This is a genomic window from Burkholderia sp. B21-005, from assembly GCF_020843965.1.
Classification (GTDB): domain Bacteria; phylum Pseudomonadota; class Gammaproteobacteria; order Burkholderiales; family Burkholderiaceae; genus Burkholderia; species Burkholderia ambifaria.
Map to the genome: position 1 here is coordinate 766919 of NZ_CP086302.1, position 22184 is coordinate 789102.

Genomic DNA, 22184 nt, shown 5'->3' on the forward strand with positions numbered 1-22184 from the left:
GATGCTGACGGCTTTCGACTACGCTGTATTGGCGGTAATCGCGTTGTCTGCGCTGCGTGGCGCATGGCGCGGTTTCGTCTCGGAGATTTTCGGGTTGATCGGCTGGATCGTGGCGGTCGTGATCGCGGCACGCTATGTCGGGCTGGTGGTGCCGTATATTCCGGCGAACTGGCCGGGCGGCGCGCTCACCCAGTGGGTGCTCGCGTTCGCGCTGATCGTGATCGGCGTCGTGTTCGTTGCGGGTGTCGCGAACGCGCTGTTGTCGCGGATCGCGCAGGCGACGGGCCTCGGTGGAGTCGATCGCTCGCTGGGCATGATGTTCGGGCTCGTCCGCGGCTGCGTGCTGGTGGTGCTGCTGGTCGCGGCGGCCGGGCTGACCGAATTGCCCAAACAGGATTTCTGGCGCAATGCGCTCTTGCGTCCTTTCGCCGAACAGGGCGTGCACGAGCTGAAGCAGCTCCTGCCCGACGGCATGGCCCAGTACGTACGCGTGTGACGACGCGGCCGGGCAGGACGGAACCGATTTTGTCATCTTGAAGGACATGCCATGTGCGGCATCGTAGGTGTTATCTCCCAATCCCCGGTCAATCAGCTGATCTATGACAGCCTGCTGCTGCTGCAGCATCGCGGTCAGGACGCAGCGGGCATCGCGACGGCGGACGGCAGCAATTTCCACATGTACAAGGCGAACGGCATGGTGCGCGACGTGTTCCGCACGCGCAACATGCGCAGCCTGCCCGGCACCTTCGGCATCGGCCAGGTCCGCTATCCGACGGCCGGCTCGGCGTCGAGCGAAGCCGAGGCGCAGCCGTTCTACGTGAACGCGCCGTTCGGGATCATCCTCGCGCACAACGGCAACCTGACGAACTGGGAACAGCTGAAGGACGAGATGTTCCGGATCGATCGCCGGCACATCAACACCAATTCCGACAGCGAAGTGCTGCTCAACGTGTTCGCGCACGAGCTGCAACTGTCGACGACGGGCCTCGAGCTCGATCCGGCCGCCGTATTCAAGGCGGTCGCGGGCGTGCATCGCCGCCTGGAGGGTTCGTACGCGATCGTGTCGCTGATCGCCGGCTACGGCCTGCTCGCGTTCCGCGATCCGTTCGGCATCCGCCCGCTGTGCCTCGGCAAGCTCGAAACCGAACACGGCACCGAATGGATGGTCGCGTCGGAGTCGGTGGCGGTCGAAGGCATCGGTTTCGAATTCGTGCGCGACGTGCAGCCGGGCGAAGCGATCTTCATCGACAAGGCCGGCAACTTCCACAGCCAGCAATGCGCGGAGCAGCCGACGCTGAATCCGTGCATGTTCGAGTACGTGTATCTCGCCCGTCCGGATTCGTGCCTCGACGGCGTGCCCGTCTACAACGTGCGCCTGCGCATGGGCGACTACCTCGCCGAGAAGATCAAGCGCGAGCTGCCGAACGTGCCGATCGACGTCGTGATGCCGATTCCCGATTCGTCGCGTCCGGCTGCGATGCAGGTCGCCGCGAAGCTCGGCGTCGAGTATCGCGAAGGCTTCTTCAAGAACCGCTACGTCGGCCGCACCTTCATCATGCCGGGTCAGGCCGTGCGCAAGAAGTCGGTGCGCCAGAAGCTCAATGCGATGAGCATCGAGTTCAAGGACAAGAACGTGCTGATCGTCGACGATTCGATCGTGCGCGGCACGACCTCGCACGAGATCGTGCAGATGGCGCGCGATGCGGGCGCGAAGTCGGTGATCTTCGCGTCGGCGGCGCCGCCGGTGAAGTTTCCGAACGTGTACGGCATCGACATGCCGACGCGCGGCGAGCTGGTCGCACACGGCCGCACCGACGACGAAGTCGCGAAGATCATCGGCGCCGACTACCTGATCTACCAGGACGTCGACGACCTGCGCCGCGCGGTGCGCGACATCAACCCGAAGCTCGAACGCTTCGAGGCGTCGTGCTTCGACGGCAACTACATCACCGGCGCCGTGACGCCCGAGTACCTCGATGCAATCGAGCGCGCACGTCTCGCACCGGCGTCGCAGGCCGATCGCGACACGGCGGGCGACACCGCGCGTTCGCAGATGAACCTGCAACTGTCGGTCGAGTGATGCCGGCGCACGCTTCCGACGAAGCGTGCTAGGATGTGGCCATGCGTCGATTTGATTCAGCTTGCGGACGCGGGGCGACTTCCCAAAACAGCTAAAGCGAAGGCCGGCGAGAGCCGGCCCGAGTCGATCGCTGTCGTACCCGCACCGAAGCCCGCTGATGCCGACGCATAGCGGGCTTTTTGTTTTGGCCTGGTTTTTGGCTGGGTTCGCGCCCGATGCATGACCCGCGGCGCGACCCTCGAATACGGAAAACGGAACATGGACGACTCCCTCAATTTCGACACGCTTGCCGTGCGCGCGGGCACGCTGCGCAGCAGCGACTTCAACGAGCACTCGGAAGCGCTGTTCCTCACGTCGAGCTTCTGCTTCACGAGCGCTGCCGAGGCCGCCGAGCGCTTCGCGAATTCGGAAGACTATTTCACCTATTCGCGCTTCACGAACCCGACCGTCACCATGTTCCAGGATCGTCTCGCCGCGCTCGAAGGCGGCGAGGCCTGCATCGCAACGGCGTCGGGCATGGCCGCGATCATGTCGGTCGTGATGTCCGCGCTGGAGGCGGGCGATCACCTCGTCAGCTCGCGCAGCCTGTTCGGCTCGACGCTCGGGATGTTCTCGCAGATCTTCAGCAAGTTCGGCATCACGACGACCTTCGTCGACCCGACCGACCTGAACGCATGGCAGGAAGCGGTGCGGCCCGAAACGAAGATGTTCTTCCTCGAAACGCCGTCGAACCCGCTGACCGAACTCGCCGACATCGAGGCGATCGGCAAGATCGCGAAGGCGGCGAACGCGCTGTTCGTCGTCGACAATTGTTTCTGCAGCCCGGTGCTGCAGCAGCCGCTGAAGCTCGGCGCGGACGTCGTGATGCACTCGGCAACGAAGTTCCTCGACGGGCAGGGCCGCGTGCTCGGCGGCGCGCTGGTCGGCTCGAAGGCCTTCATCATGGGCAAGGTATTCCCGTTCGTGCGCAGCGCGGGCCCGACGTTGTCGGCGTTCAACGCGTGGGTGCTGCTGAAGGGGATGGAGACGCTGTCGCTGCGCGTCGAGAAGCAGTCGGAGAACGCGCTGGAAATCGCGCGCTGGCTCGATTCGCATCCGGCCGTCGCGCGCGTGTTCTATCCGGGGCTCGAATCGCACCCGCAGCATGAGCTCGCGAAGCGCCAGCAGAAGGCGGGTGGCGCGATCGTCTCGTTCGAGCTGAAGGGCGGCACGCCGGAGCAGCAGCGCGCGAACGCGTGGCGCGTGATCGACAGCACGAAGCTGATCTCGATCACCGGCAACCTCGGCGACACGCGCACGACGATCACGCATCCGGCGACGACGACGCACGCGCGCATCACGCCGGAAGCGCGTGCGGCCGCGGGCATCACCGAAGGACTGATCCGCCTCGCGGTCGGCCTGGAGAATGCGGGCGACCTGCGCCGCGATCTCACGCGCGGCCTCGAGGGCTGAGCGCGGCGGCAGGTTTTTTCACGGCCGACATGACAACGGGCCGCTCGATAGAGCGGCCCGTTGTCTTTTGGGCGGCGACGCGTGCGTTGGCGGAATCAGCCGGCCTGCCCGGCGGGCTGCGGCAAGTCGCGCATCGCTTCCATCATCCAGCGCAGCGTGTCGTCGAGCGGCGTCACCGGCAGTTCACCCACCGCGCGCCGCAGCTTGTCGCGCGACCCGCTCAGGCTCTTGACTTCGTTGTGCCGCACGAAGCGCGGATCGATCGTCACGTCGATCACGTAGCCGGCGATCCGCGCCAGCATCGCCAGCACTTCCTTCAGCGAATACGCGCGCTCCGAGCAGACGTTGAACGTCTCGCCGGCCGGTGCCACCTCGAGCAGCTTCAGGTAGGCGGCCGTCACGTCGCGCACGTCGGAGAAATCGCGGCTCACGTCGAGATTGCCGAGCGAGATGCGCGGGGCGTTGCGCGCATAGTGCGACACGAGCTTTGGCAGCAGATAGGCATCGTCCTGGCCGACGCCGGTGTAGTTGAACGGCCGCGCGATCACGATCGGCAGCCGGTCGGCCCACAGCTTCGCCGCATATTCCATCGCGAGCTTGCTGACGGCGTAGTCGTTCGCGGGCGCGGGCGAGACCGCTTCGTCGAGCACGCCGGCCGTCGAATTGCCGTAGATGTTCGCGCTGCTGGCGAGCAGTACCGCCGACGGACGGTGGTCGAGGCCTGCGAGCGCGGCCAGCAGGTTGCGCGTGCCGACGATGTTGACCGCGTAGGTTTGCGACGGCTCGTCCTGCGCGACATGCGCACGCGCGGCGAGATGCACGACCGCATCGGGCCGCGCGTCGGCCGCCGCCGCCCGCATCGCGTTCGCATCGAGCAGGTCGACCGGCAGCAGCGTGCAGTTCGCGAACGCCGGATCGTCCGGCCGCGCCGCGCCGGGCGCCACGGTGCCCCACACGTCGTAGCCGGCGGCTTCGAGGCGCTGCGCCATGTAGCGGCCGGTGAAGCCCGTCAGGCCCGTAACGAATGCGCGGCGCGACGGGTGGCCGGCTTCAGTACGTGTCATGGTGACGATTTCGCGTCAGGTCGGCTTCGACCATCATCTGGCAGAGCTGTTCGAGCGTCGTCTCCGGCGCCCAGCCCAGCTTGCTTTTGGCCTTGTCGGCGCAGCCGATCAGCAGGTCGACTTCGGCGGGGCGGTAGAACTTCGGGTTCACTTCGACGAGCACGTTGCCGTTCGACGCGTCGATGCCGCGTTCCTGCTCGCCCTTGCCGGTCCATTCGAGCTGGTAACCGGCGGCCGCGAACGCCATCCGCACGAAGTCGCGCACGGTCTCGGTGCGGTTGGTCGCGAGAACGTAGGTGTCGGGTTCGTCGACCTGCAGCATCCGCCACATCCCTTCGACGTACTCGAGCGCGAAGCCCCAGTCGCGCTTCGCGTCGAGGTTGCCGAGCTCGAGCTTGGTCGCCTTGCCGAGCTGGATCTTCGCGACGGTGTCGGTGATCTTGCGCGTGACGAACTCGCGGCCGCGCAGCGGCGATTCGTGGTTGAACAGGATGCCGCTGCAGCCGAACAGATCGTAGGACTCGCGGTAGTTCACGGTCATCCAGTGCGCGTACAGCTTCGCGACGCCGTACGGGCTGCGCGGGTAGAACGCGGTCGTTTCCGTCTGCGGGATCGACTGCACCTTGCCGAACATCTCGGACGTCGACGCCTGGTAGAAGCGCGTCTTCGGGCTCACCACGCGAATCGCCTCGAGCAGGTTCAGCGGGCCGATGCCCGTGACTTCGGCGGTCGTCGCCGGCTGGTCGAACGACACGCCGACGAAACTCTGCGCGGCCAGGTTGTACAGCTCGTCGGGTTGCGTGCGTTCGAGCAGCCGCAGGCTGGAGCCGGCATCCGTCAGATCGTGCTCGACGAGCGACAGGTTCGGGTGCGTGTCGACGCCGAGTTCGGCGATGCGCCAGAAGTTCACCGAGCTGGTGCGGCGGTAGGTGCCCGTGACCTCGTAGCCCTTGTCGAGCAGCAGCTTGGTCAGATAGGCGCCGTCCTGCCCCGTGATCCCCGTGATGATGGCCTTCTTGCGGTTTTGGCTCATGGCAATGTCCTGGTCGAAACGATGGATTGAGAAAGTCAGGCGGTCGTGCGCGCGGCGGCCGGCAGCGTGTTGCGCGCCGGGCCGCGTGTCAGGCGCCGTTCGAAGCCGTACCAGCTGAGCGTGGCGTAGGCGAGCGTGATCGCGAGGGCGAGCGCGGCCGTGACGAAGCGGTTCAGGTGCAGCGGCCAGAGCGCATACAGCACGCTCAGGTGAATCAGGTAGACGGTGTAGCTGACGGTGCCGACGTACACGAGCAGCGGGTTCGTCAGCACGCGCTGCACGAGGCCGCGTCCGCGCAGCGCGATCACGACGATCGACGTGCACAGCAGCAGCGAGATGCTGTAGAGCGCGGCATTCGAGATCGGCGTGTTCGCCGCGCGGAAACGCGGGAACGACAGGTGCAGCCAGCCGAGGATCGCGAGCGACACGAGCGCGCCGACGATCGCGAGCGGATAGAACGGGTCCAGCGCGCGCCGGTCGCGGCGCAGCACGATCGCGAGCAGCGCGCCCGCGGCGAGCAGGTCCATCCGGAACGGCGTCAGGTAGTAGATCGGCCAGAACGAATCGAACCACGGCGTCGCGATCGCGCGCAGCACGGGCGCCGCGACGATCAGCGCGGCGGCGATCCACAGCAGCGCGCGCTCCGAACACCACAGCACGACGAACGGCCAGAAGATGTAGAACTGCTCCTCGACGGCGAGCGACCACAGCACGTTCAGGCTGTCGTGCCCGATGCTGCCGAGCGACAGCCCGATGTTGGTCGAGAAGAACGCGAACCACGGCCAGTGCGGCAGCCAGCTCGCGCCGAACAGCAGCGTCGACACGACGAGCAGCAGCACGTACGGCGGCAGGATCCGGCGCACGCGGCGCGCGTAGAAGTGGCTGAAGTACGACTGCCCGCGCGCCTTGCGATCGAGCAGGATGCCCGTGATCAGCAGGCCGCTCAGCACGAAGAACAGGTCGACGCCCATCCAGAGCGGCGCCTTCAGCGCGTGTTGCAGGAACACGGCGCCGACGGCGATCGCGCGCAGCCCGTCGAGCTGCACGATGCGGCCGTGTTGCGGCGGGGCGAGGTCGGCGGTGCGCGAGATGCCCGTCATCGCGCCGCTCCTTCGCGACGCGCGGCCGGTGCCGTGGCGCGTCGTGCATCCGATGCGTGAACGTAATGCATGCCTTTTGAATGAAATATTGAATCGAAATCGATTCTAGGGAAAAGAAATCGGCAAAAAAACGCATGTCATTTATCCGGCCGAAAACATTCAAATGCCGGTCGTTTCAATCGCGACATGAAAGGTTTGCAGGCCGGGCGCGCCGTCGGGCGGGCCGGGGCGGCATTTTCTACGGATCGGTGCGCGAAAGGCGGTCGTTATTTCCGCTTTGCGGCGGCTATTTCCCGTTGTTCCGGCGCGATATTTCACGCGGAAACATCCCCAAATATTTCCAAATTTCTTGTGATTATTTTTGCTTGTAATCTGCATCGCGACGTTTGAAACCCATTTAGTGACAGGGCATCCGGGCAGGCAGTCCGCCGCGGTGCCCCGTTGCTTTTGCATCGAGTCTGGAGAGCGCATTGCGACGTCTGATTCTGGTTGGCATGACGGTATGCGCGGCGCTGTCCGTGAGCGCCGCCCCGGCTGAAACCGTGTTGCCCGCGACCACGTCGTGGATCGGCAACACGTTCGGCTATGGCGACGGCAGCTGGACGCAGATCGACATTCGCGCGATCGCGGTGACGCCCGACGGCAAGGTGTATACGAACGCGCCGTGGGACGAGAGCGGCGCCGAGGCGAGCGTCTACCAGGACGGCAAGATGCTCGGCTTCGCCGGCGGCACGCACGGCTGGGGCAACCTCGGCGGCAACGCGGTCGCGGTGAACGACAAGTATGCGTACGTCGCGATCGGCGTCGGCAACGAGCGCGGCCATCTGCAGTCGCCCGGCATCTGGCCGGACAAGGGCAAGCAGTGGTTCGGCATTTCGCGGCGCACGATCGGCGACATGAAGCAGCCGGCGCCGTTTCGCGCGGCGCCGCAGGTCGCGCCGGGCGGGCGCGCCGATGCCGGCCGCACGCGGATGGCCGCGAGCTTCATGGTGATGAACGAGGTGGCGGCCCCCGCACGCTCGGAAGTGGGCGAGGCGAAGGCCGAAGTGGGCGGCCTCGCGGCGGACGACAAGACGCTGTTCGCGACGAACCCGTCGCATGACGAAGTCGACGTGTTCGACGCCGAGACGATGCAGAAGAAGGGCACGTGGAGTGCGCACGAGCCGGGCCGCATCGCGCTTGCCGGCGACGGCACGCTGTGGCTGCTCACCGACACGATCAGCGGGCCCGCGCACCTCGTGCACGTGCGCGCGGACGGCCGCAAGCTCGACGACGCGCCCGCGCTGCCCGACGGCACCGAAGCGGTGGACGTGGCGGTCGATGCGAAAGGACGCGTGCTGGTGGCGGACAACGGTCCGCGCCAGCAGGTGCTGATCTTCTCGAAAGGCGGCAAGGGCTATGCGCCGTCCGGCACGCTCGGCGAGCGCGGCGGGATCTTCGCGGGCCCGGTGCCGGGACGCCCCGGGCCGCAGCGCTTCAACGGGCTGACGGGCGTGGGCGTCGATCGCGCGGGCAACGTGTATGTGTCGATGAACGGCATCGGGCCGCGTCACGACACGATCGGCGCGGGGCTCGGCGCGGTGCTGGAGAGCTACACGCCGGACGGCAAGCTGCGCTGGCAGGTGCAGGGGCTGCTGTTCGTCGACGGCGCGTGGCTCGATCCCGCACGGCCGAACAGTGTGTATACGGGCAACAAGCGCTTCGAGCTCGACCTGTCGAAGCCGCCGGGCCAGGACTGGAAATACGCCGGATTCCTGTCGAACCGCTTCAAGTATCCGGACGATCCCGTGTTCCACACGGACCAGTATCCCGGCATGCCGTTCGCGCGGCGCGTCGACGGCCGCACGTTCCTGTACCTGACCGACATGTACGCCGACCACCTGAAGATCTACCGCTTCGACGCGAAGCGCGACGGCGAGGTCGCGATTCCGTCGGGCCTGATCGCGGGCCGCGCGCGGCCGGTCGACAAAGTGCCGAACAAGCCGCCGGGCGGCGACTGGATCTGGCGCGACGCGAACGGCAACGGCCGGCTCGACGCGGACGAATTCACGATCAACACGACCGGCAAGGCAAAGGCGGGCGGCTGGGGCTGGTGGATCGACACGAAGGGCGACATCTGGCGCACGAGCGACGTCCGCGGGATCCATCGCTTCAGCTACGGCGGCGTCGACAAGGCCGGCAACCCGATCTACTCGTACGACAAGGTCACGACCTATCCGATGCCGCAGCCGTTCACGCAGCTGCGCCGTTCGATCTACGACGCGCAGACGGACACGCTGTACGTGACCGGCTACACGGCCGACGCGCCGCCGCAGCCGGGCATCAACAAGGAAGTCGGCCGCGTGCTGGTGCGCTTCGACAAGTGGTCGACCGGCTCGCCAGTCGTGCGCTACACGGTCGCGCTGCCTTGGCAGCTCGATGCGAAGCCGATCCTCGACCTGATCGGGATCACCGTCGAGGGCCGCTACATCTTCACGGTGGAGCCGGTCGGCAAGATCCACGTGTATGACAAGGAAACCGGCAAGGAAGTCGGCGTGATGAGCCCGGGCGCCGAGGTCGGCAAGGCGTCGGGCTGGGTCGACGTGCCGTTCGGCATCAGCGCGTTTCGGCGCGAGAACGGCGAATACCTGGTGTTCGTCGAGGAAGACGCGCGCGGCAAGGTGCTGATGTATCGCTGGAAACCGTGACGGGGCGCACCGGCGTCGTCGCCACACAAGGCACAAGAATGGACAAAGGCATACTCAAGAACGTTTCGATCAACTTCATCGGGCTGATCCTGCCGACCTTCGTGTCGCTGGTGACGGTGCCCGCCTATATCCACGCGCTGGGTGTCGAACGCTACGGCGTCGTCAGCCTCGTGTGGACGCTGATCGGCTATTTCGGGATCCTCGATCTCGGGATGAGCATGGCCGCGCAGAACCACATCTCGAAGGCGCTCGCGAGCGGCAACGCGGACGAAAGCGCGCGGGTCTTCTGGAGCGCGTTCTGGCTGAACCTCGGCACCGGCATCGTGGGCGGCTTGCTGATCTATTTCGGGGCGTTCGTCTACACCGCGTATTTCACGAAGGCGTCGGCGGCGATGCAGCACGAGGTGTATCTCGCGCTGCCGTGGCTCGCGCTCGCGATTCCGCTCGCGAACGTGTCGTGGGTGTTCGCCGGCGCGATCAACGGCGCAGAACGGTTCGGCGTGTTCAACACGAACCAGACGATCGGCACGTTCCTGTTCCAGCTGCTGCCGCTCGGCGCCGCGTGGTGGATCGCGCCGAACCTGCAGACGGTGCTGGCGGCCGCGGTCGTCGCGCGGCTCGTCGCGGCGGTGATGCTCGGTCACGCGAGCATCAAGGTGCTCGGGATCCGGCGCATCGACCCGCCGCAATGGGGCACCGCGAAAGGGCTGTTCAACTTCGGTGGCTGGATGCTGATCGCGAGCACGACGAGCATGATCGCCGACACGCTCGATCGCGTGATGCTCGGCGCCGGCCTGGGCGCGAAGTTCGTCACCTACTACACGGTGCCGCAGAACCTCGTCACGCGCCTGAACATGCTGCCGAACGCGCTGGTGCGCACGCTGTTTCCGCGCCTGTCGGCGGTCGGCCGCGATCACGCCGACACGCTCGCGCGCCAGTCGCTCGAATTCCTGAACGGCGTGTTCACGCCGGTCGGCATCGTCGCGATCTTCGCGCTCGCGCCGTTCCTCTCGCTGTGGGTCGGCGCCGATCTCGCCGCGCATTCCGCGCCGGTCGGCCGCGTGCTGGTGATCAGCGTATGGCTCGTCGGCCAGGCGAGCGTCACGCGCATCCTGATCCAGTCGCAGGTCAACCCGGCCCGCGCGGCGTTCGCCGGGCTCGTCGAGATGCCGTTTTTCGTCGGCGGCCTGTGGTTCGGCATTCATCACTTCGGGCTGATCGGCGCGGCGGTGGTCGTCGCGACGCGCGCGCTGGTCGACTACGGCGTGCTGCTTTACCTGTCGGCAATCCGGATGCGCGCGATCGTGCTCGACATGCTCGCGCATCTCGCCTTCCTGCTCGCGAGCCTGTTTCTCGCGCAAGCGTGGTCGGGGCTCGGCGAGTCGATCGGCCTGTGCGCGGTCGTGCTGCTGCTGAACCTTGCGTGGTCGCTCACGATGACGCCGGGACTGCGCGCGCTCGTGCGCGACCTGTTCGTCCGTCTCAATGCGAGGAAAACGATATGAATCGCGATCTGGCGGAACACGCCATCCTGAACGTGGCCACGGCGGACGCCGCCGTGGCCGAAGCCGGCGGCGCCACCGCGCTGCGCCGGACCGAAGCGGCCGCGCCGGCGGGCGCACGCGATGCGTCGCGTCCGCTGCGCGTGGCGATCGTCCACGACTGGCTCGTCACGTACGCGGGCGCCGAGCGCGTGCTCGAACAGATCGTCGCGTGCTTTCCCGACGCAGACCTGTTCAGCCTCGTCGATTTTCTCGACGATCGCGCGTTCGTGCGCGGCAAGCCGGTGACGACCTCGTTCATCCAGAAACTGCCGTTCGCGCGCACCAAGTACCGCAGCTACCTGCCGCTGATGCCGCTCGCGATCGAGCAGCTCGACGTGTCGGACTACGACCTCGTGATCTCCAGCAGCCATGCGGTCGCGAAGGGCGTGCTGACGGGGCCGGACCAGATGCACATCAGCTACGTGCATTCGCCGATCCGCTATGCGTGGGACCTGCAGCACCAGTATCTGGAACAGTCGAACCTCACGCACGGGCCGAAATCGCTGCTCGCGCGGATGATCCTGCACTACATCCGCAACTGGGATACGCGCACCGCGAACGCGGTGGACGGGTTCGTCGCGAACTCCGCGTTCATCGCGCGACGCATCCGCAAGGTGTATCACCGCGACGCGGCGGTGATCTTCCCGCCGGTCGACGTCGACGGTTTCTCGCTGAACGAGGTGAAGGACGATTTCTACCTGACCGCGTCGCGGATGGTGCCGTACAAGAAGATCGACCTGATCGTCGAGGCCTTCTCGCGCACGCCGGAGCGCAAGCTCGTCGTGATCGGCGACGGCCCGGAGATGCAGAAGATCCGCGCGAAGGCCGGCCCGAACGTCGAGATCATGGGCTACCAGCCGTTCGCGGTGCTGCACGACCGGATGCGCCGCGCGAAGGCGTTCGTGTTCGCGGCCGAGGAGGATTTCGGGATTTCGGTGGTCGAGGCGCAGGCGTGCGGCACGCCCGTGATCGCGTACGGCAAGGGCGGTGCGCTCGAAACCGTACTCGAGCCGCGCTCGCACGCGAACCCGACCGGCCTGTTCTTCGACGAGCAGACGCCGCACGCGATCGTTGCGGCGGTCGACGATTTCGAGCGCGCGCCGCAGCGTTTCACGCCGCACGCGTGCCGCGCGAATGCGGAGCGCTTCTCCGCCGACACGTTCCGCCGGCGTTTTCTCGACTATGTGGAGGCCGCGCTGCCCGGCGCGACCGCGCAGCGCGGCAGCGCCGCGCCGATGCCGGCCGCGCACGGCCCGGCGACGCTGGTGCTCGACCAGAGCGGCGTGCTCGGCGGCGCGGAGCTGTCGCTGCTGGAGATCATGAAGCACATGCGCGCGAACGCCGACGTGCTGCTGTTCGACGACGGCCCGTTCCGCGCCGCGCTCGACGAGATCGGCGCGCGCGTCGACGTGCTCGACCAGGGCGAGCTCGCCGGGGTGCGCAAGCAGGGTGGCGTGTCGGTCGGCGCGTTGAAGCGGCTCGCCGGCCTGGTGCGCGACGTCGCACGGCGCGCACGCCGCGCCGAGGTGATCTACGCGAACACGCAGCGCGCGATGGTGGTTGCGGCGCTGGCCGGGCGGCTCGCGCGCAAGCCGGTGGTGTGGCACCTGCGCGACATCGTCAGCGGCGACCATTTCGGCAGCAAGCAGCTGATGGCGATCAAGTACTGCGCGCGGTTCGGCGTCACGCGCGTGATCGCGAACTCGGACGCGTCCGCGCAGGCGTTCCGCGCGCTGACGGGCTTCACGCCGCAGCACGTCGACGTCGTGTTCAACGGCATTTCGGCTGAACCGTTCGACGCGCTGGACAATGCCAGCCAGGCCGCGCTGCGCGCGCGCTTCGGGCTGCCCGAGCATGCATGGCTGGTCGGCTCGTTCAGCCGCCTCGCGCACTGGAAGGGGCAGCATCTGCTGCTGGAGGCCGCGGCACGCCATCCCGACATGCATGTGGTGCTGGTCGGCGCGCCGCTGTTCGGCGAGGACGAATACGCGGCGCAGCTGCATGAGATCGTCGCGCGGCACGGGATGGGCGACCGCGTCCACTTCCTCGGGTTCCAGCGCGACGTGGCCGCGTGCATGAAGGCGGTCGACGTGGTCGCGCATACGTCGATCACGCCCGAGCCGTTCGGGCGGGTGATCGTCGAGGGGATGCTCGCGCGGCGGCCGGTGGTCGCGGCCCGCGCGGGCGGGGTCGTCGAGATCATCGAGGACGAGGAAAACGGGCTGCTCTGCGAGCCGGGCGACGCGGCCGCGCTGGCCGATGCGCTGGGCAGGCTGAAGCATGACGCCGCGCTGCGCGAGCGGCTCGTCGCGAGCGGGCGGGCGACCGCGGTGCGCCGGTTCGGCACCGAAACCTATGTGGAGCGGGTCGAGAAGATTCTCGCGGATACGGCGAAGGCCGCGAAGGCGAAGAAACGGTAGGCGCGGTGCGCCCCGACGCGCGATGCGTCGGGAAACGAGCCCTCATGCGGTGTCGTGCTGCATGAGGGCTTTGCTTTTGGGCGGGCGAACGCCTGTCGCGCGGTCGGGCGATGGGTGTCGGGTGTCGGGATGGGCCGCTGCGACGTTGGCGCAGGGATTACCGACCGCGACTGTCGCCCGCGCCGTGATCGCTTGACGGAACGCCCTGAGCGGCGCCGTGCGGTCATGGTGCGGAGCTGGCGAGGGGTTGGGCGACGCGACGGTAGCGCAGCCGCCTGACGGCCGTCTGGCTCGATTGGGATGCTTGCGTACCGGGTGCCTGTCGCGACCCGGCGCGCGAATGGATGCCGGCGGTCCGTCCCGCCCATGAAAAAGCCCCCGCGCAGCCTGAGGCCGGGCGGGGGCAGGGAGCGCGGGAACGGCGCCGCTCAGACGGCCCGTTCGGGGGCCGGCGCGACGACGCGAGCGGTGCGCGTCGGCTTCAGGCTCGCCGACCACATCATCGCCGGGCGTTCGAACAGCCGGTAGAACACATAGGCGACCGGAATCGCGGCGGCCATGAACGCGAACGACGGCCAGATCGACAATTGCAGTTCGGAATGGAACAGCACCGAGCCGAGGCAGACGAACAGCGGGAGGTGGACGAGATACAGCGAATAGCTGAAGTCGCCGAACCAACTGAACACGCGCAGCAGCGGCGTCGGGCGCGGCGGGCAGGCGAGCGCGCGGTACAGGAAGCACGCGAAGCCGGCCGCCCACAGCTGGAACGCGCCGTACTGGCCGATATGGAACGCGCCGCAGCCCGCGGCCAGCAGCACGGCGGCCGCGAGGTACCACGCGCGCGACGGCACGGCGGCCGTGCCGTGCGCCGGCTGCGCGCGCACGTCGGCGATCCACGCGCCGATCGTCCAGGACAGCCAGTACGACGTGAAGAACTGCAGGTCGTGCCGTTCGAGCAGCCATGCCGACGCGACGTTGACGAGCGCGACGGCCGCCACGATGGCCGGCATCCCGATGCGCCGGCGCAGCGCGAACAGCAGCGGGTAGATCGCATAGAACTGGACTTCGAGCGACAGCGTCCACAGCGCGCCGTTCGACCCGTACGTGTAGCCGGCGACGCCCTGCAGCGAGAACAGGTTCACGAGGAACGCGGTGAGGCCGACGTCGCGGATCTTGTGGCTGACCGGCGCGATCTGCAGGCTGACCGCGTCCATCGCGAGCGTGAACAGCAGCGCGGCGAGCAGCACCGGGTAGATCCGGGCGAAGCGGCGCGCCCAGAAGTTCGTGGCGTCGAGCCGGTACGCGGGATTGGCCGCGAGCTTGAGCGCCGCGTTGCGGTGGATGCAATAGCCGCTGATCACGAAGAAGATCGGCACGCCGGCGGATCCCCACCCGAACGGGAAGGTCAGGTAGCCGACGATCACGCTCGGGTCGAGCGCATGACCGTAAGCACGATGGAAGCTCTGCATGCCGACCCAGACGACCTGGCGGCAATGGAAATAGGCGACGAGCAGCGCCGCGAACCCGCGCATCGCGTCGATCACGTGTTCCTTGTGGTCGGCGACGGGCGGCGCGGTCAAAGGCGATCCGCTGAAAGCTTGCATGCGATTCGATTCCTTGCGACGGATGAAGGGGATGGTCCAATCGTAATGCGCAAGAATTCGATCGAATGAATAAAAAAATCCCGCCGTGAAATAATGATATTTCAGATAGTGGTTTCATCCGGCTCTGAAAGCGGTTTGGCAACCGCTACAATTATTTGCGGATTTTTTTCTGATAGTTTGAAGCTCCAGTTGATTGAAGCAAGGAGCGGCAAGATGGACATGCATTGGATCGCTAGCGCAGCTGTACTGCTGGTCATGGCCGTGCTGTCGGCGTACCGCGAGGCGCTGCAGAACGAGCCGATTCGCCCCGGTCTCGAGCGGGGCGGCGTCCCGTTTATCGAGGAATTCGATTCGTAAGAATTTGTATCCGGAAAATCGGTAATTTGTTTCTGCTTCGGCAATCCGTTCGGCAATATCGACCGGATCCGCGGATTATCTATTTTCCGGAATCATGGGGCAATCGTTCCATATCGAAAATGAGCGGAGTGGAATTGGCCGTACCGTCGATTCTCGATATGCCGTTCGGAAAACAATCGCGCCGGGTCGCAGGGCGACGCGGCGCAGTCAACGCAATCAGGATGCGAACATGTTGAAAGTCACCAGGGCCGTGTTCCCCGTTGCCGGTCTCGGCACCCGGTTCCTCCCGGCAACGAAGGCGAGCCCGAAGGAAATGCTGCCCGTCGTCGACAAGCCGCTGATCCAGTACGCGGTCGAGGAAGCGATCAACGCCGGTATCACCGAGATGATCTTCGTGACGGGGCGCAGCAAGCGCGCGATCGAGGATCACTTCGACAAGTCCTACGAGATCGAGGCCGAACTCGAGGCGCGCGGCAAGGAAAAGCTGCTCGAGCTCGTGCGCGGTATCAAGCCGAGCCACGTGAACTGCTTCTACGTGCGCCAGCCGGAAGCGCTCGGTCTCGGCCATGCGGTGCTGTGCGCGGAAAAGCTCGTGCACGGCGAGCCGTTCGCGGTGATCCTCGCCGACGACCTGCTGCACGGCGAACAGCCGGTGCTCAAGCAGCTCGTCGATGTGTTCGACCACTATCACAGCTCGGTGATCGGGGTCGAGACGATCCCGCGCGAGGACAGCCGCTCGTACGGCGTCGTCGAAGGTCGTGAGTGGGAAGAGGACATCATCAAGCTGTCGGGCATCATCGAGAAGCCGGCGCCGGAAGACGCGCCGTCGAACCTCGGCGTGGTCGGCCGCTACGTATTCATGCCGACGATCTTCGATCATCTGCGCAAGCTCAAGCCGGGCGCCGGTGGCGAACTGCAGCTGACCGACGCCGTCCAGTCGCTGCTCGCGAACGAACAGGTGCTCGCGTATCGCTACTTCGGCACGCGTTTCGATTGCGGCAGCAAGATCGGTTATCTCAAGGCGACCGTCGAGCTCGCGCTCCAGCATCCGGAAGTGAGCCGCGAATTCGAGGCGTACCTGCGTACCTGCCTGCCCGCGCTGGCTGCTGTCGCATAAGCAGCCGCGCTGCTCCGCTGTTTCAGGTGGTGGTTGTTCCGTTGGCCCCGGCTGCCTTGTGCGCCGGGGCTTTTTTGCGTGCGGGCGAAGCGCGACGGACGCGCGGTGCGGGGTAGTCAGCGCAGTCGAATTCGGCGGGATCGAACCGGGGCGTGCGTGGCGATTCCGGTTTGTCCTAACGCGCGATTCGGTTTTCGCGTGCGCGGTGCGCAGTGCGTGGGGTGCCGGACGCCGTGGCGATGAAACCGGCGCCGACGTGCCGGTTGCGTGCGGCTTCGGGGACGAAGGTTGCGCGGGGCGATAGCCGTCGTTGACGCTGGGTCGGGGTGTCGCTTCGCGGTGGATGTCGACGAAGCACCACGTTGCCGCAGCGGCACTTTCATCCGCCGACGTGATGCGTGTTCGTGAGGGACGAACGGCGTCGGCGGCGCACCGTTTCGGTGCTCGGCGTCGCCGGCCCCGACGTATGTTTTCCGCTTGCGTCGCGCCCGTACGGCTGTTCCGTTCAGCGCGGCGACGTGCTCGGCCGCGCGACGAAGTGCCGGGCCAGCATCGCGGCGATCGGCTTCTTGAAGTCGAGCAGGCGCCTTTCGAGATAGCGCCACGACAGATGGGCAAGCAGCACCGCGAGCGCGAACTGCAGCAGTTCGGGCAGCGCTTCCCGGACGATTCCGGGCATCGGCACGTGGGCGAACAGCGCGGGCATTTCGCCGAAACGTGCCGGAATCAGGTTGTGGAACAGGTAGAAGCCGTAGCTGATCGTGCCGAGATAGACGAGCGGCGTCCAGTCGAGCAGCGCCACGGCCGGATGGTCGGGCTCGGTGACGATCCACAGCATCAGCGCGCCGAGCGACACGGACAGCCCGAGATCCACGAGCCCCGAGACGATGTCCGGCAGCGCCGTGAACGCGGGCAGCGTGAGGAAGAACACGACGCCGACGGCCCCGAGCCAGCCGGGCGGAATGCGGCGGACGACGGTCGGGCCGCGATCGGCGAGCGCCATCCCGCCGACGCCGCCCAGCGCGATCAGCGCGAAATTCCACGGGGAAAACGCGTAGATCAGCACCGGCGATGCGTCGAGCGCGTACAGCGCGAGATGCGCGAGCGCGCACAGCGCGACGGCCGCGACGCCGAGCGCGACGTGGCGCGCGGCCGGTACCGCGAGCAGCGTGAGCGGCGCGATCAGATAGAACTGCTGCTCGACCGCGAGGCTCCAGAAGTGCGACGTGGAGCCCGGCCAGCCGTCCTTGACGATGCCGATCCAGTAGTTCGACAGGAACGCGGCGTGCCACGCGAGCCCGAGATTGACGCCGCGCTGGTAGAACAGCGCGTGCGCGATCGCGAGCGCGGCGAGCAGCAGGTAGTAGACGGGAAAGATCCGCAGCGCGCGCTTCGCGAGGAACAGCGCGAGCGCGTGGCGGCGGGTCATCGTGCCGCACTCGATCGCCTGGCGGTTGCGATGCAGTTCGCCGACGATCAGGAATCCGCTGATGAAGAAAAACGTCCACACACCGAGCTTGCCCACGTCGACAGCGAGGACGTGGCCTTTGTGGGACAGGAAAACGAGGATGACGGCGATGGCTCGCAGGCCGTCGAGTCCTTTGACGTATCTGACTTCGCGCATGAAGACATCCGGGGCACTGAGCGAGGTCAGTATAGGTGTGCAAATATCGAACGTAATTCGCGTTCGGACGTATACGTGAAGGTGTTTTTTGACGTTCGAGCGTCGATGAAGTCGGTCGCGCGCAACAAAACCTGCGGGAAACCCCGCGAAAACGCATAAAAGTACTGCACGAAGCGTCGAGGCGCTTGTAGAATCCGGCGTTGAAGCGCGCGCGTTGCACGCTTCGTGTATCCAACGACCACACCTGGTAGGAGAAACATGGCGACTTCCGCAAAAAAGGTGGCCAAGAAGGCTGCCGCACCGGCCACCAAGAAAGTGGCTGCAAAAAAGGCTGCGCCCGCGAAGAAAGTAGTGGCCAAGAAGGCTGTCGCGAAGGCAGCACCGGCCGCTCCGACGCCGCTGAAGGACAAGTTCACGAAGGCATCGCTCGCAACGCACATCGCTGAGCGTGCAGCTGTCGAAGTGAAGGCGGTCAAGGCAGTGCTCACCGCACTCGAGAACGTCGTGCTGGGCTCGGTTCACAAGAAGGGCGCAGGCGAGTTCACGCTGCCGGGTCTGCTGAAGATCACGGCGCAAGTCGTGCCGGCGAAGAAGAAGCGCTTCGGCAAGGATCCGTTCACGGGCGAAGAGCGCTGGTTCCCGGCAAAGCCGGCCAGCGTGCGCGTGAAGGCACGTGCGCTGAAGAAGCTGAAGGACGCGGCTGCGTAATGCCGCGTAACGGCCGCCGAATGCAAGTCGGCGACCGTTGCGATGTCCGACGGTCCCCGTACGCGAAAGCGTGCGGGGATTTTTATTGCGCTGCGCAAATCGCGCGGCGGTGATGTCGTGCCGCGCGGATGCGGCATGACGTGGTGCGCATCCGGGGCTGCCGGCCGCGCGTGCGGATGGCCAGATCGCTGCGTGCGTGCTGGTCGCGCAGCCTTGCAACGCTGCGCGTCGCGCGGGTCTCGCGTCATGAACGCGGCGATCATTCCCGTCGAGTCGCCGGCCAGATGGCTGCCGCGCGCGCCTCGATCGAACGGCATCTGGGTGCGACGCTGCAGGCGATGCATCTGTTCGGCCAGGCGCTCGACGGCGGCCCGAAACCGCGCAGCGACATTGAACTGCTGATGACGATTGCCGCCCCGCCGGGCGAAGGGGCGCGGTGCGGGTCGATGCTCGAGTTGCTCGAGTTGCTCGATGTGTCGGCGTTGCCGCGGAGCACGGCGCAGATGCGCGCGCTGGAAGTGACGATCGTCGTGCGCGGCGACGTGGTGCCGTGGCGTCATCCGGCCCGATGCGCGCTCCAGTTCGGCGAGTGGCTGCGCCGCGATCTACGCGCGGGTATCGTCGAGCCGCCATGCATCGATCACGATCTGGCGATCCTGTTGACGAAGATGCGCCAGTACGACGTTGCGCTGCTCGGGCCGCGTGGTTCGAGCCGGTGCCGCGCACGACTTCGTCGCCGCTGCGTAGGTACTGGCGCGCTTGCCTGACGCGTACCGCCCCGTCCTGTCGGCCGCGTGCACCGTCTATCTGCACGGTGACGGCGCCGATGCGCCGCCGTCATGCGAACCGGTCGCCGCATTCGTGCGCTACGCGCGACGGATCGTCGAAGCGATGCTGTCGACGCAGCGGTGTGTGAACGGCCGCTGCCTGCGATTGCGTCGTGGCGCGATGCAATCCGTCGAAGGATGCGGTCATTGCGCGGGCCGCACGCACGCCACGAACCTGCCAGCGCGCCCGCGAACGACGGCGCGGCGCCCGTTGGCTTCGTCAGCCCGCCGTGCCTGCGTACGCGGCCTTCAGCGCGGCGACGTCGAACTTCGTCATCTGCATCATGGCCGCGGCCACACGCGCCGCCTTGACCTCGTCGCGGTCGGTCATCATCGGGATCAGTGCATCGGGCACGATCTGCCACGACACGCCGAAGCGGTCCCGCAGCCAGCCGCAGCCGTCGGCCGTGCCGCCGTTCTCGAGCAGCGCGCTCCAGTAACGGTCGAGTTCGGCCTGGTCGGCGCAACTGACCATCAGCGAGATCGCGTGGTTGAACGTCTCGGTGCGCGGGTGGCTCATCGCGGTGAACGGCTGCCCGAACAGTTCGAACTCGACCATCCGGGTGCCGCTGGTGCCCGGCACCGCCGTGACGCGCACGACGCGCGAGTTCGGGAAAATGTCCGTGTAGAAGGCCGCGGCTTCTTCGGCTTCCGTCGCGTACCAGAGGAACGGCGTGATCTTCTGAATCGTCATGGAGCGTCTCCTGTCTGCTTTCGGTGAGGGGCGGCCAATCTGTATGCCGCCATCGATACGACGAATCAAGCTCGTCGAAATCGACATGTCGAAGCATACGTGCTTCGTATCGGGGAATCCGGGGGATTGGAGGATCGGGGAACCGGCGCATCCGAGTCGACAGCGCGAGGCGTCCGGCAGGTGCTCAAAGGGGCTTCCCGCGCGCGACAGGGCCCCAGGCGCCGCTCGCGGCGGGTTGCCGTACCCAAGGCCCGGCCGCGGCCGTAGCCCGCCACGGCGCCGCTGGCAACGGACGAAAAAAAACCAGCCAGGGCCGAAGCCGATGACTGGTTTTGCAGTTCGGCGGCATGGCGTCGAAGACGCCATGCACACCGGAAACGTACTTCTTAGAACTTGTGACGAATGCCGAGTGCGACGAGTTCGGCCGAGCTCTTGCCGGCGAAGCCGTACGAAGCGATCGACGCTTGCGCGCTTTGCTGCACGCCGTCGACGAGCTGCGTACCGCTCGCGTGCTGGTATGCGCCAACCAGGTAGATGTCCGTGCGCTTCGACAGCGAGTAGTCCGCGCCGACACCGACTTGGTGGTACTTCGCGGTCGTGTCGCCGCTCGCCTTCGTGTACGAGTAGCCGAGGCCCAGCAGCAGCGGCGGCGTGACCTGGTACGTCACGAACGCGCGGCCCGTGTTGTACTTTTCGGTCGAACCGAAGCCCGAGAACGCGTCCGGCTTGTACTGTGCGTTGCTGTAGCCGAGGCCGAACGTCACCGGGCCCAGTGCGTACTGACCTGCGACTTGCGCGATGGCGATCGACTTCGCCGTTGCGTAACCCGAGTTGATCGGGCCGTCGAAGATCGCGTCGGACGTCGTCGAACCCCAGCCTGCGCGGCCGACAGCCGTCGTCGGCGACGGGTTGGCTGCGTAGAAGTAGCCAGCTGCAACGCCGACCGGGCCGTTGTTGTAGGCAGCCGCGACCGACCACGTCTGGCCCGAACCCGTCTTGCCTGCAACGCCGCCGAGGGCGTACATGCCTTCGACCTGGAAGCCTGCCCAGACCGGCGACGTGTACTTGATTGCGTTGCTGACGCGCAGCGAGTTGTCGTTGTTGTCGACGTCGCCCGGCGTTGCCATCACGCTACCGAAGTAGTTGTCAGCCGTCACTGCCTGGACCAGGTCGACCAGCGGGTCGTACTGGCGGCCGAGCGTCAGCGTACCGTACTGGTCGCTCTGGAGGCCGACGAATGCCTGACGACCGAACATGCGACCGCCCTGGTTCAGGTGGCCCGTGCCCGGATCAAAGCCGTTTTCCAACTGGAAGATCGCCTTCAGGCCGCCGCCGAGGTCTTCAGCACCTTTCAGGCCCCAACGGCTGCCTTGCAGGTTGCCCGACAGCATTTGCCACGAGTTATTGGCTTGACCGTCGTTGCCGTGAACCCATGCGATCGACGTGTCGATCACGCCATACAGCGTCACGCTCGATTGAGCATGAGCAGCGCCAGCGGCGCCCAGCAGGGCGAGCGAGAGGGTCGAGAGAGCGAGTTTCTTCATCGTTGAGTATCTCCACGCAAATGATTCGTCATTCGTTATTTGTTGCGGATTGGAGAATAGCTCAGTGCTATCCAGGCAAGAAAGCTTAAAAAATAAAGTGTCTCGAAAAGGTAACAGCGAGGAAAAGTCTATATATATCAAGCACATCAAGGACTGTTCCTCTTTTTGAAATAGTTGACAATTGGTGCAGCTCGATTGTTGCAGTGGTCGATGCACTCCGCAACGGAAGGGCGGATTTCGCGGGTCGGCACACGGAAATCGACGTGAGCAAACGTTTGCCGTTGCAGCGTGCAATCCGGGCCGATGCAAAGAGCGCATCAACGGCCACG

Annotated in this window: 17 protein-coding genes and 1 pseudogene; 10 read left to right on the top strand and 8 right to left on the bottom strand. The window is 66.2% G+C overall.

The window, feature by feature from the left end; all coding sequences use genetic code 11:
* Position 1 precedes the first annotated feature (1 nt).
* The 3 genes from LMA02_RS19850 (at position 2) to LMA02_RS19860 (ending at position 3532) form a co-directional block, all read left to right on the top strand.
* Positions 2–496 carry a CvpA family protein gene (locus LMA02_RS19850; protein WP_006755189.1) on the top strand — a complete coding sequence of 165 codons (495 nt, stop codon included), beginning with the start codon at positions 2–4 and terminating at the stop codon, positions 494–496.
* Positions 497–547: 51 nt separating this feature from the next.
* Positions 548–2080: an amidophosphoribosyltransferase gene (gene purF, locus LMA02_RS19855; protein ID WP_166725238.1), complete on the top strand. Its 1533-nt coding sequence runs from the start codon at positions 548–550 to the stop codon at positions 2078–2080.
* Positions 2081–2338: 258 nt separating this feature from the next.
* Positions 2339–3532, top strand: coding sequence for an O-succinylhomoserine sulfhydrylase (locus LMA02_RS19860; RefSeq protein WP_228909489.1), 1194 nt, complete (start codon positions 2339–2341; stop codon positions 3530–3532).
* Between the two features lie 95 nt (positions 3533–3627).
* On the opposite strand, the gene LMA02_RS19865 is transcribed toward LMA02_RS19860, so the two are convergent.
* The 4 genes from LMA02_RS19865 to LMA02_RS19880 form a co-directional block, all read right to left on the bottom strand.
* Complete coding sequence (locus LMA02_RS19865; protein WP_228909490.1) at positions 3628–4596, bottom strand: NAD-dependent epimerase/dehydratase family protein; 969 nt, start codon at positions 4594–4596, stop codon at positions 3628–3630.
* A complete protein-coding gene (gene gmd / locus LMA02_RS19870; RefSeq protein WP_166725235.1) occupies positions 4583–5629 on the bottom strand; it encodes a GDP-mannose 4,6-dehydratase in 1047 nt (348 codons plus the stop codon). The genes LMA02_RS19865 and gmd overlap by 14 nt, the downstream gene beginning before the upstream one ends.
* A 35-nt stretch (positions 5630–5664) precedes the next feature.
* Positions 5665–6729, bottom strand: coding sequence for an acyltransferase family protein (locus tag LMA02_RS19875; RefSeq protein WP_165752801.1), 1065 nt, complete (start codon positions 6727–6729; stop codon positions 5665–5667).
* A gap of 159 nt (positions 6730–6888) precedes the next feature.
* Positions 6889–7182 carry a hypothetical protein gene (locus LMA02_RS19880; protein WP_228909491.1) on the bottom strand — a complete coding sequence of 98 codons (294 nt, stop codon included), beginning with the start codon at positions 7180–7182 and terminating at the stop codon, positions 6889–6891.
* A gap of 41 nt (positions 7183–7223) precedes the next feature.
* Between LMA02_RS19880 and LMA02_RS19885 the strand changes: the two genes are divergently transcribed.
* From LMA02_RS19885 to LMA02_RS19895, 3 genes are read left to right on the top strand one after another with little or no spacing between them, the layout of a single operon-like run.
* Complete coding sequence (locus LMA02_RS19885; RefSeq protein ID WP_228910060.1) at positions 7224–9416, top strand: hypothetical protein; 2193 nt, start codon at positions 7224–7226, stop codon at positions 9414–9416.
* Positions 9417–9454: 38 nt separating this feature from the next.
* Positions 9455–10921, top strand: a complete 1467-nt coding sequence (locus LMA02_RS19890; RefSeq protein WP_228909492.1) for an oligosaccharide flippase family protein — start codon at positions 9455–9457, stop codon at positions 10919–10921.
* Positions 10918–13380: a glycosyltransferase family 4 protein gene (locus tag LMA02_RS19895; RefSeq protein WP_228909493.1), complete on the top strand. Its 2463-nt coding sequence runs from the start codon at positions 10918–10920 to the stop codon at positions 13378–13380. Before LMA02_RS19890 ends, LMA02_RS19895 begins: the two co-directional genes overlap by 4 nt.
* 428 nt (positions 13381–13808) lie before the next feature.
* Here LMA02_RS19895 and LMA02_RS19900 read toward each other — a convergent pair whose 3' ends face one another.
* Complete coding sequence (locus LMA02_RS19900; RefSeq protein ID WP_105788818.1) at positions 13809–14984, bottom strand: acyltransferase family protein; 1176 nt, start codon at positions 14982–14984, stop codon at positions 13809–13811.
* A gap of 213 nt (positions 14985–15197) precedes the next feature.
* Here LMA02_RS19900 and LMA02_RS19905 point away from each other — a divergent pair, with 213 nt between their 5' ends.
* Entirely contained in the window at positions 15198–15341 is a 144-nt protein-coding gene (locus tag LMA02_RS19905; protein WP_006754480.1) for a hypothetical protein, read from the top strand.
* A gap of 229 nt (positions 15342–15570) precedes the next feature.
* The gene (gene galU, locus LMA02_RS19910) at positions 15571–16458 is read left to right on the top strand and encodes a UTP--glucose-1-phosphate uridylyltransferase GalU (RefSeq protein WP_006754479.1); all 888 of its coding nucleotides are present in this window, start codon (positions 15571–15573) and stop codon (positions 16456–16458) included.
* 505 nt (positions 16459–16963) lie between these two features.
* Here the strand turns inward: galU and LMA02_RS19915 are convergent.
* Positions 16964–18082: an acyltransferase family protein gene (locus LMA02_RS19915; protein WP_228909494.1), complete on the bottom strand. Its 1119-nt coding sequence runs from the start codon at positions 18080–18082 to the stop codon at positions 16964–16966.
* A 258-nt stretch (positions 18083–18340) separates the two neighbouring features.
* Between LMA02_RS19915 and LMA02_RS19920 the strand changes: the two genes are divergently transcribed.
* Positions 18341–18790, top strand: a complete 450-nt coding sequence (locus LMA02_RS19920; RefSeq protein ID WP_006754477.1) for an HU family DNA-binding protein — start codon at positions 18341–18343, stop codon at positions 18788–18790.
* A 284-nt stretch (positions 18791–19074) separates the two neighbouring features.
* Positions 19075–19687: pseudogene (locus LMA02_RS19925) on the top strand (aminoglycoside resistance protein); the annotation flags it as partial.
* A 150-nt stretch (positions 19688–19837) separates the two neighbouring features.
* Here LMA02_RS19925 and LMA02_RS19930 read toward each other — a convergent pair.
* Both LMA02_RS19930 and LMA02_RS19935 read right to left on the bottom strand, forming a co-directional pair.
* A complete protein-coding gene (locus LMA02_RS19930) occupies positions 19838–20311 on the bottom strand; it encodes a VOC family protein (protein ID WP_006754865.1) in 474 nt (157 codons plus the stop codon).
* Positions 20312–20697: 386 nt separating this feature from the next.
* A complete protein-coding gene (locus LMA02_RS19935; protein ID WP_228909495.1) occupies positions 20698–21855 on the bottom strand; it encodes a porin in 1158 nt (385 codons plus the stop codon).
* Positions 21856–22184 lie beyond the last annotated feature (329 nt).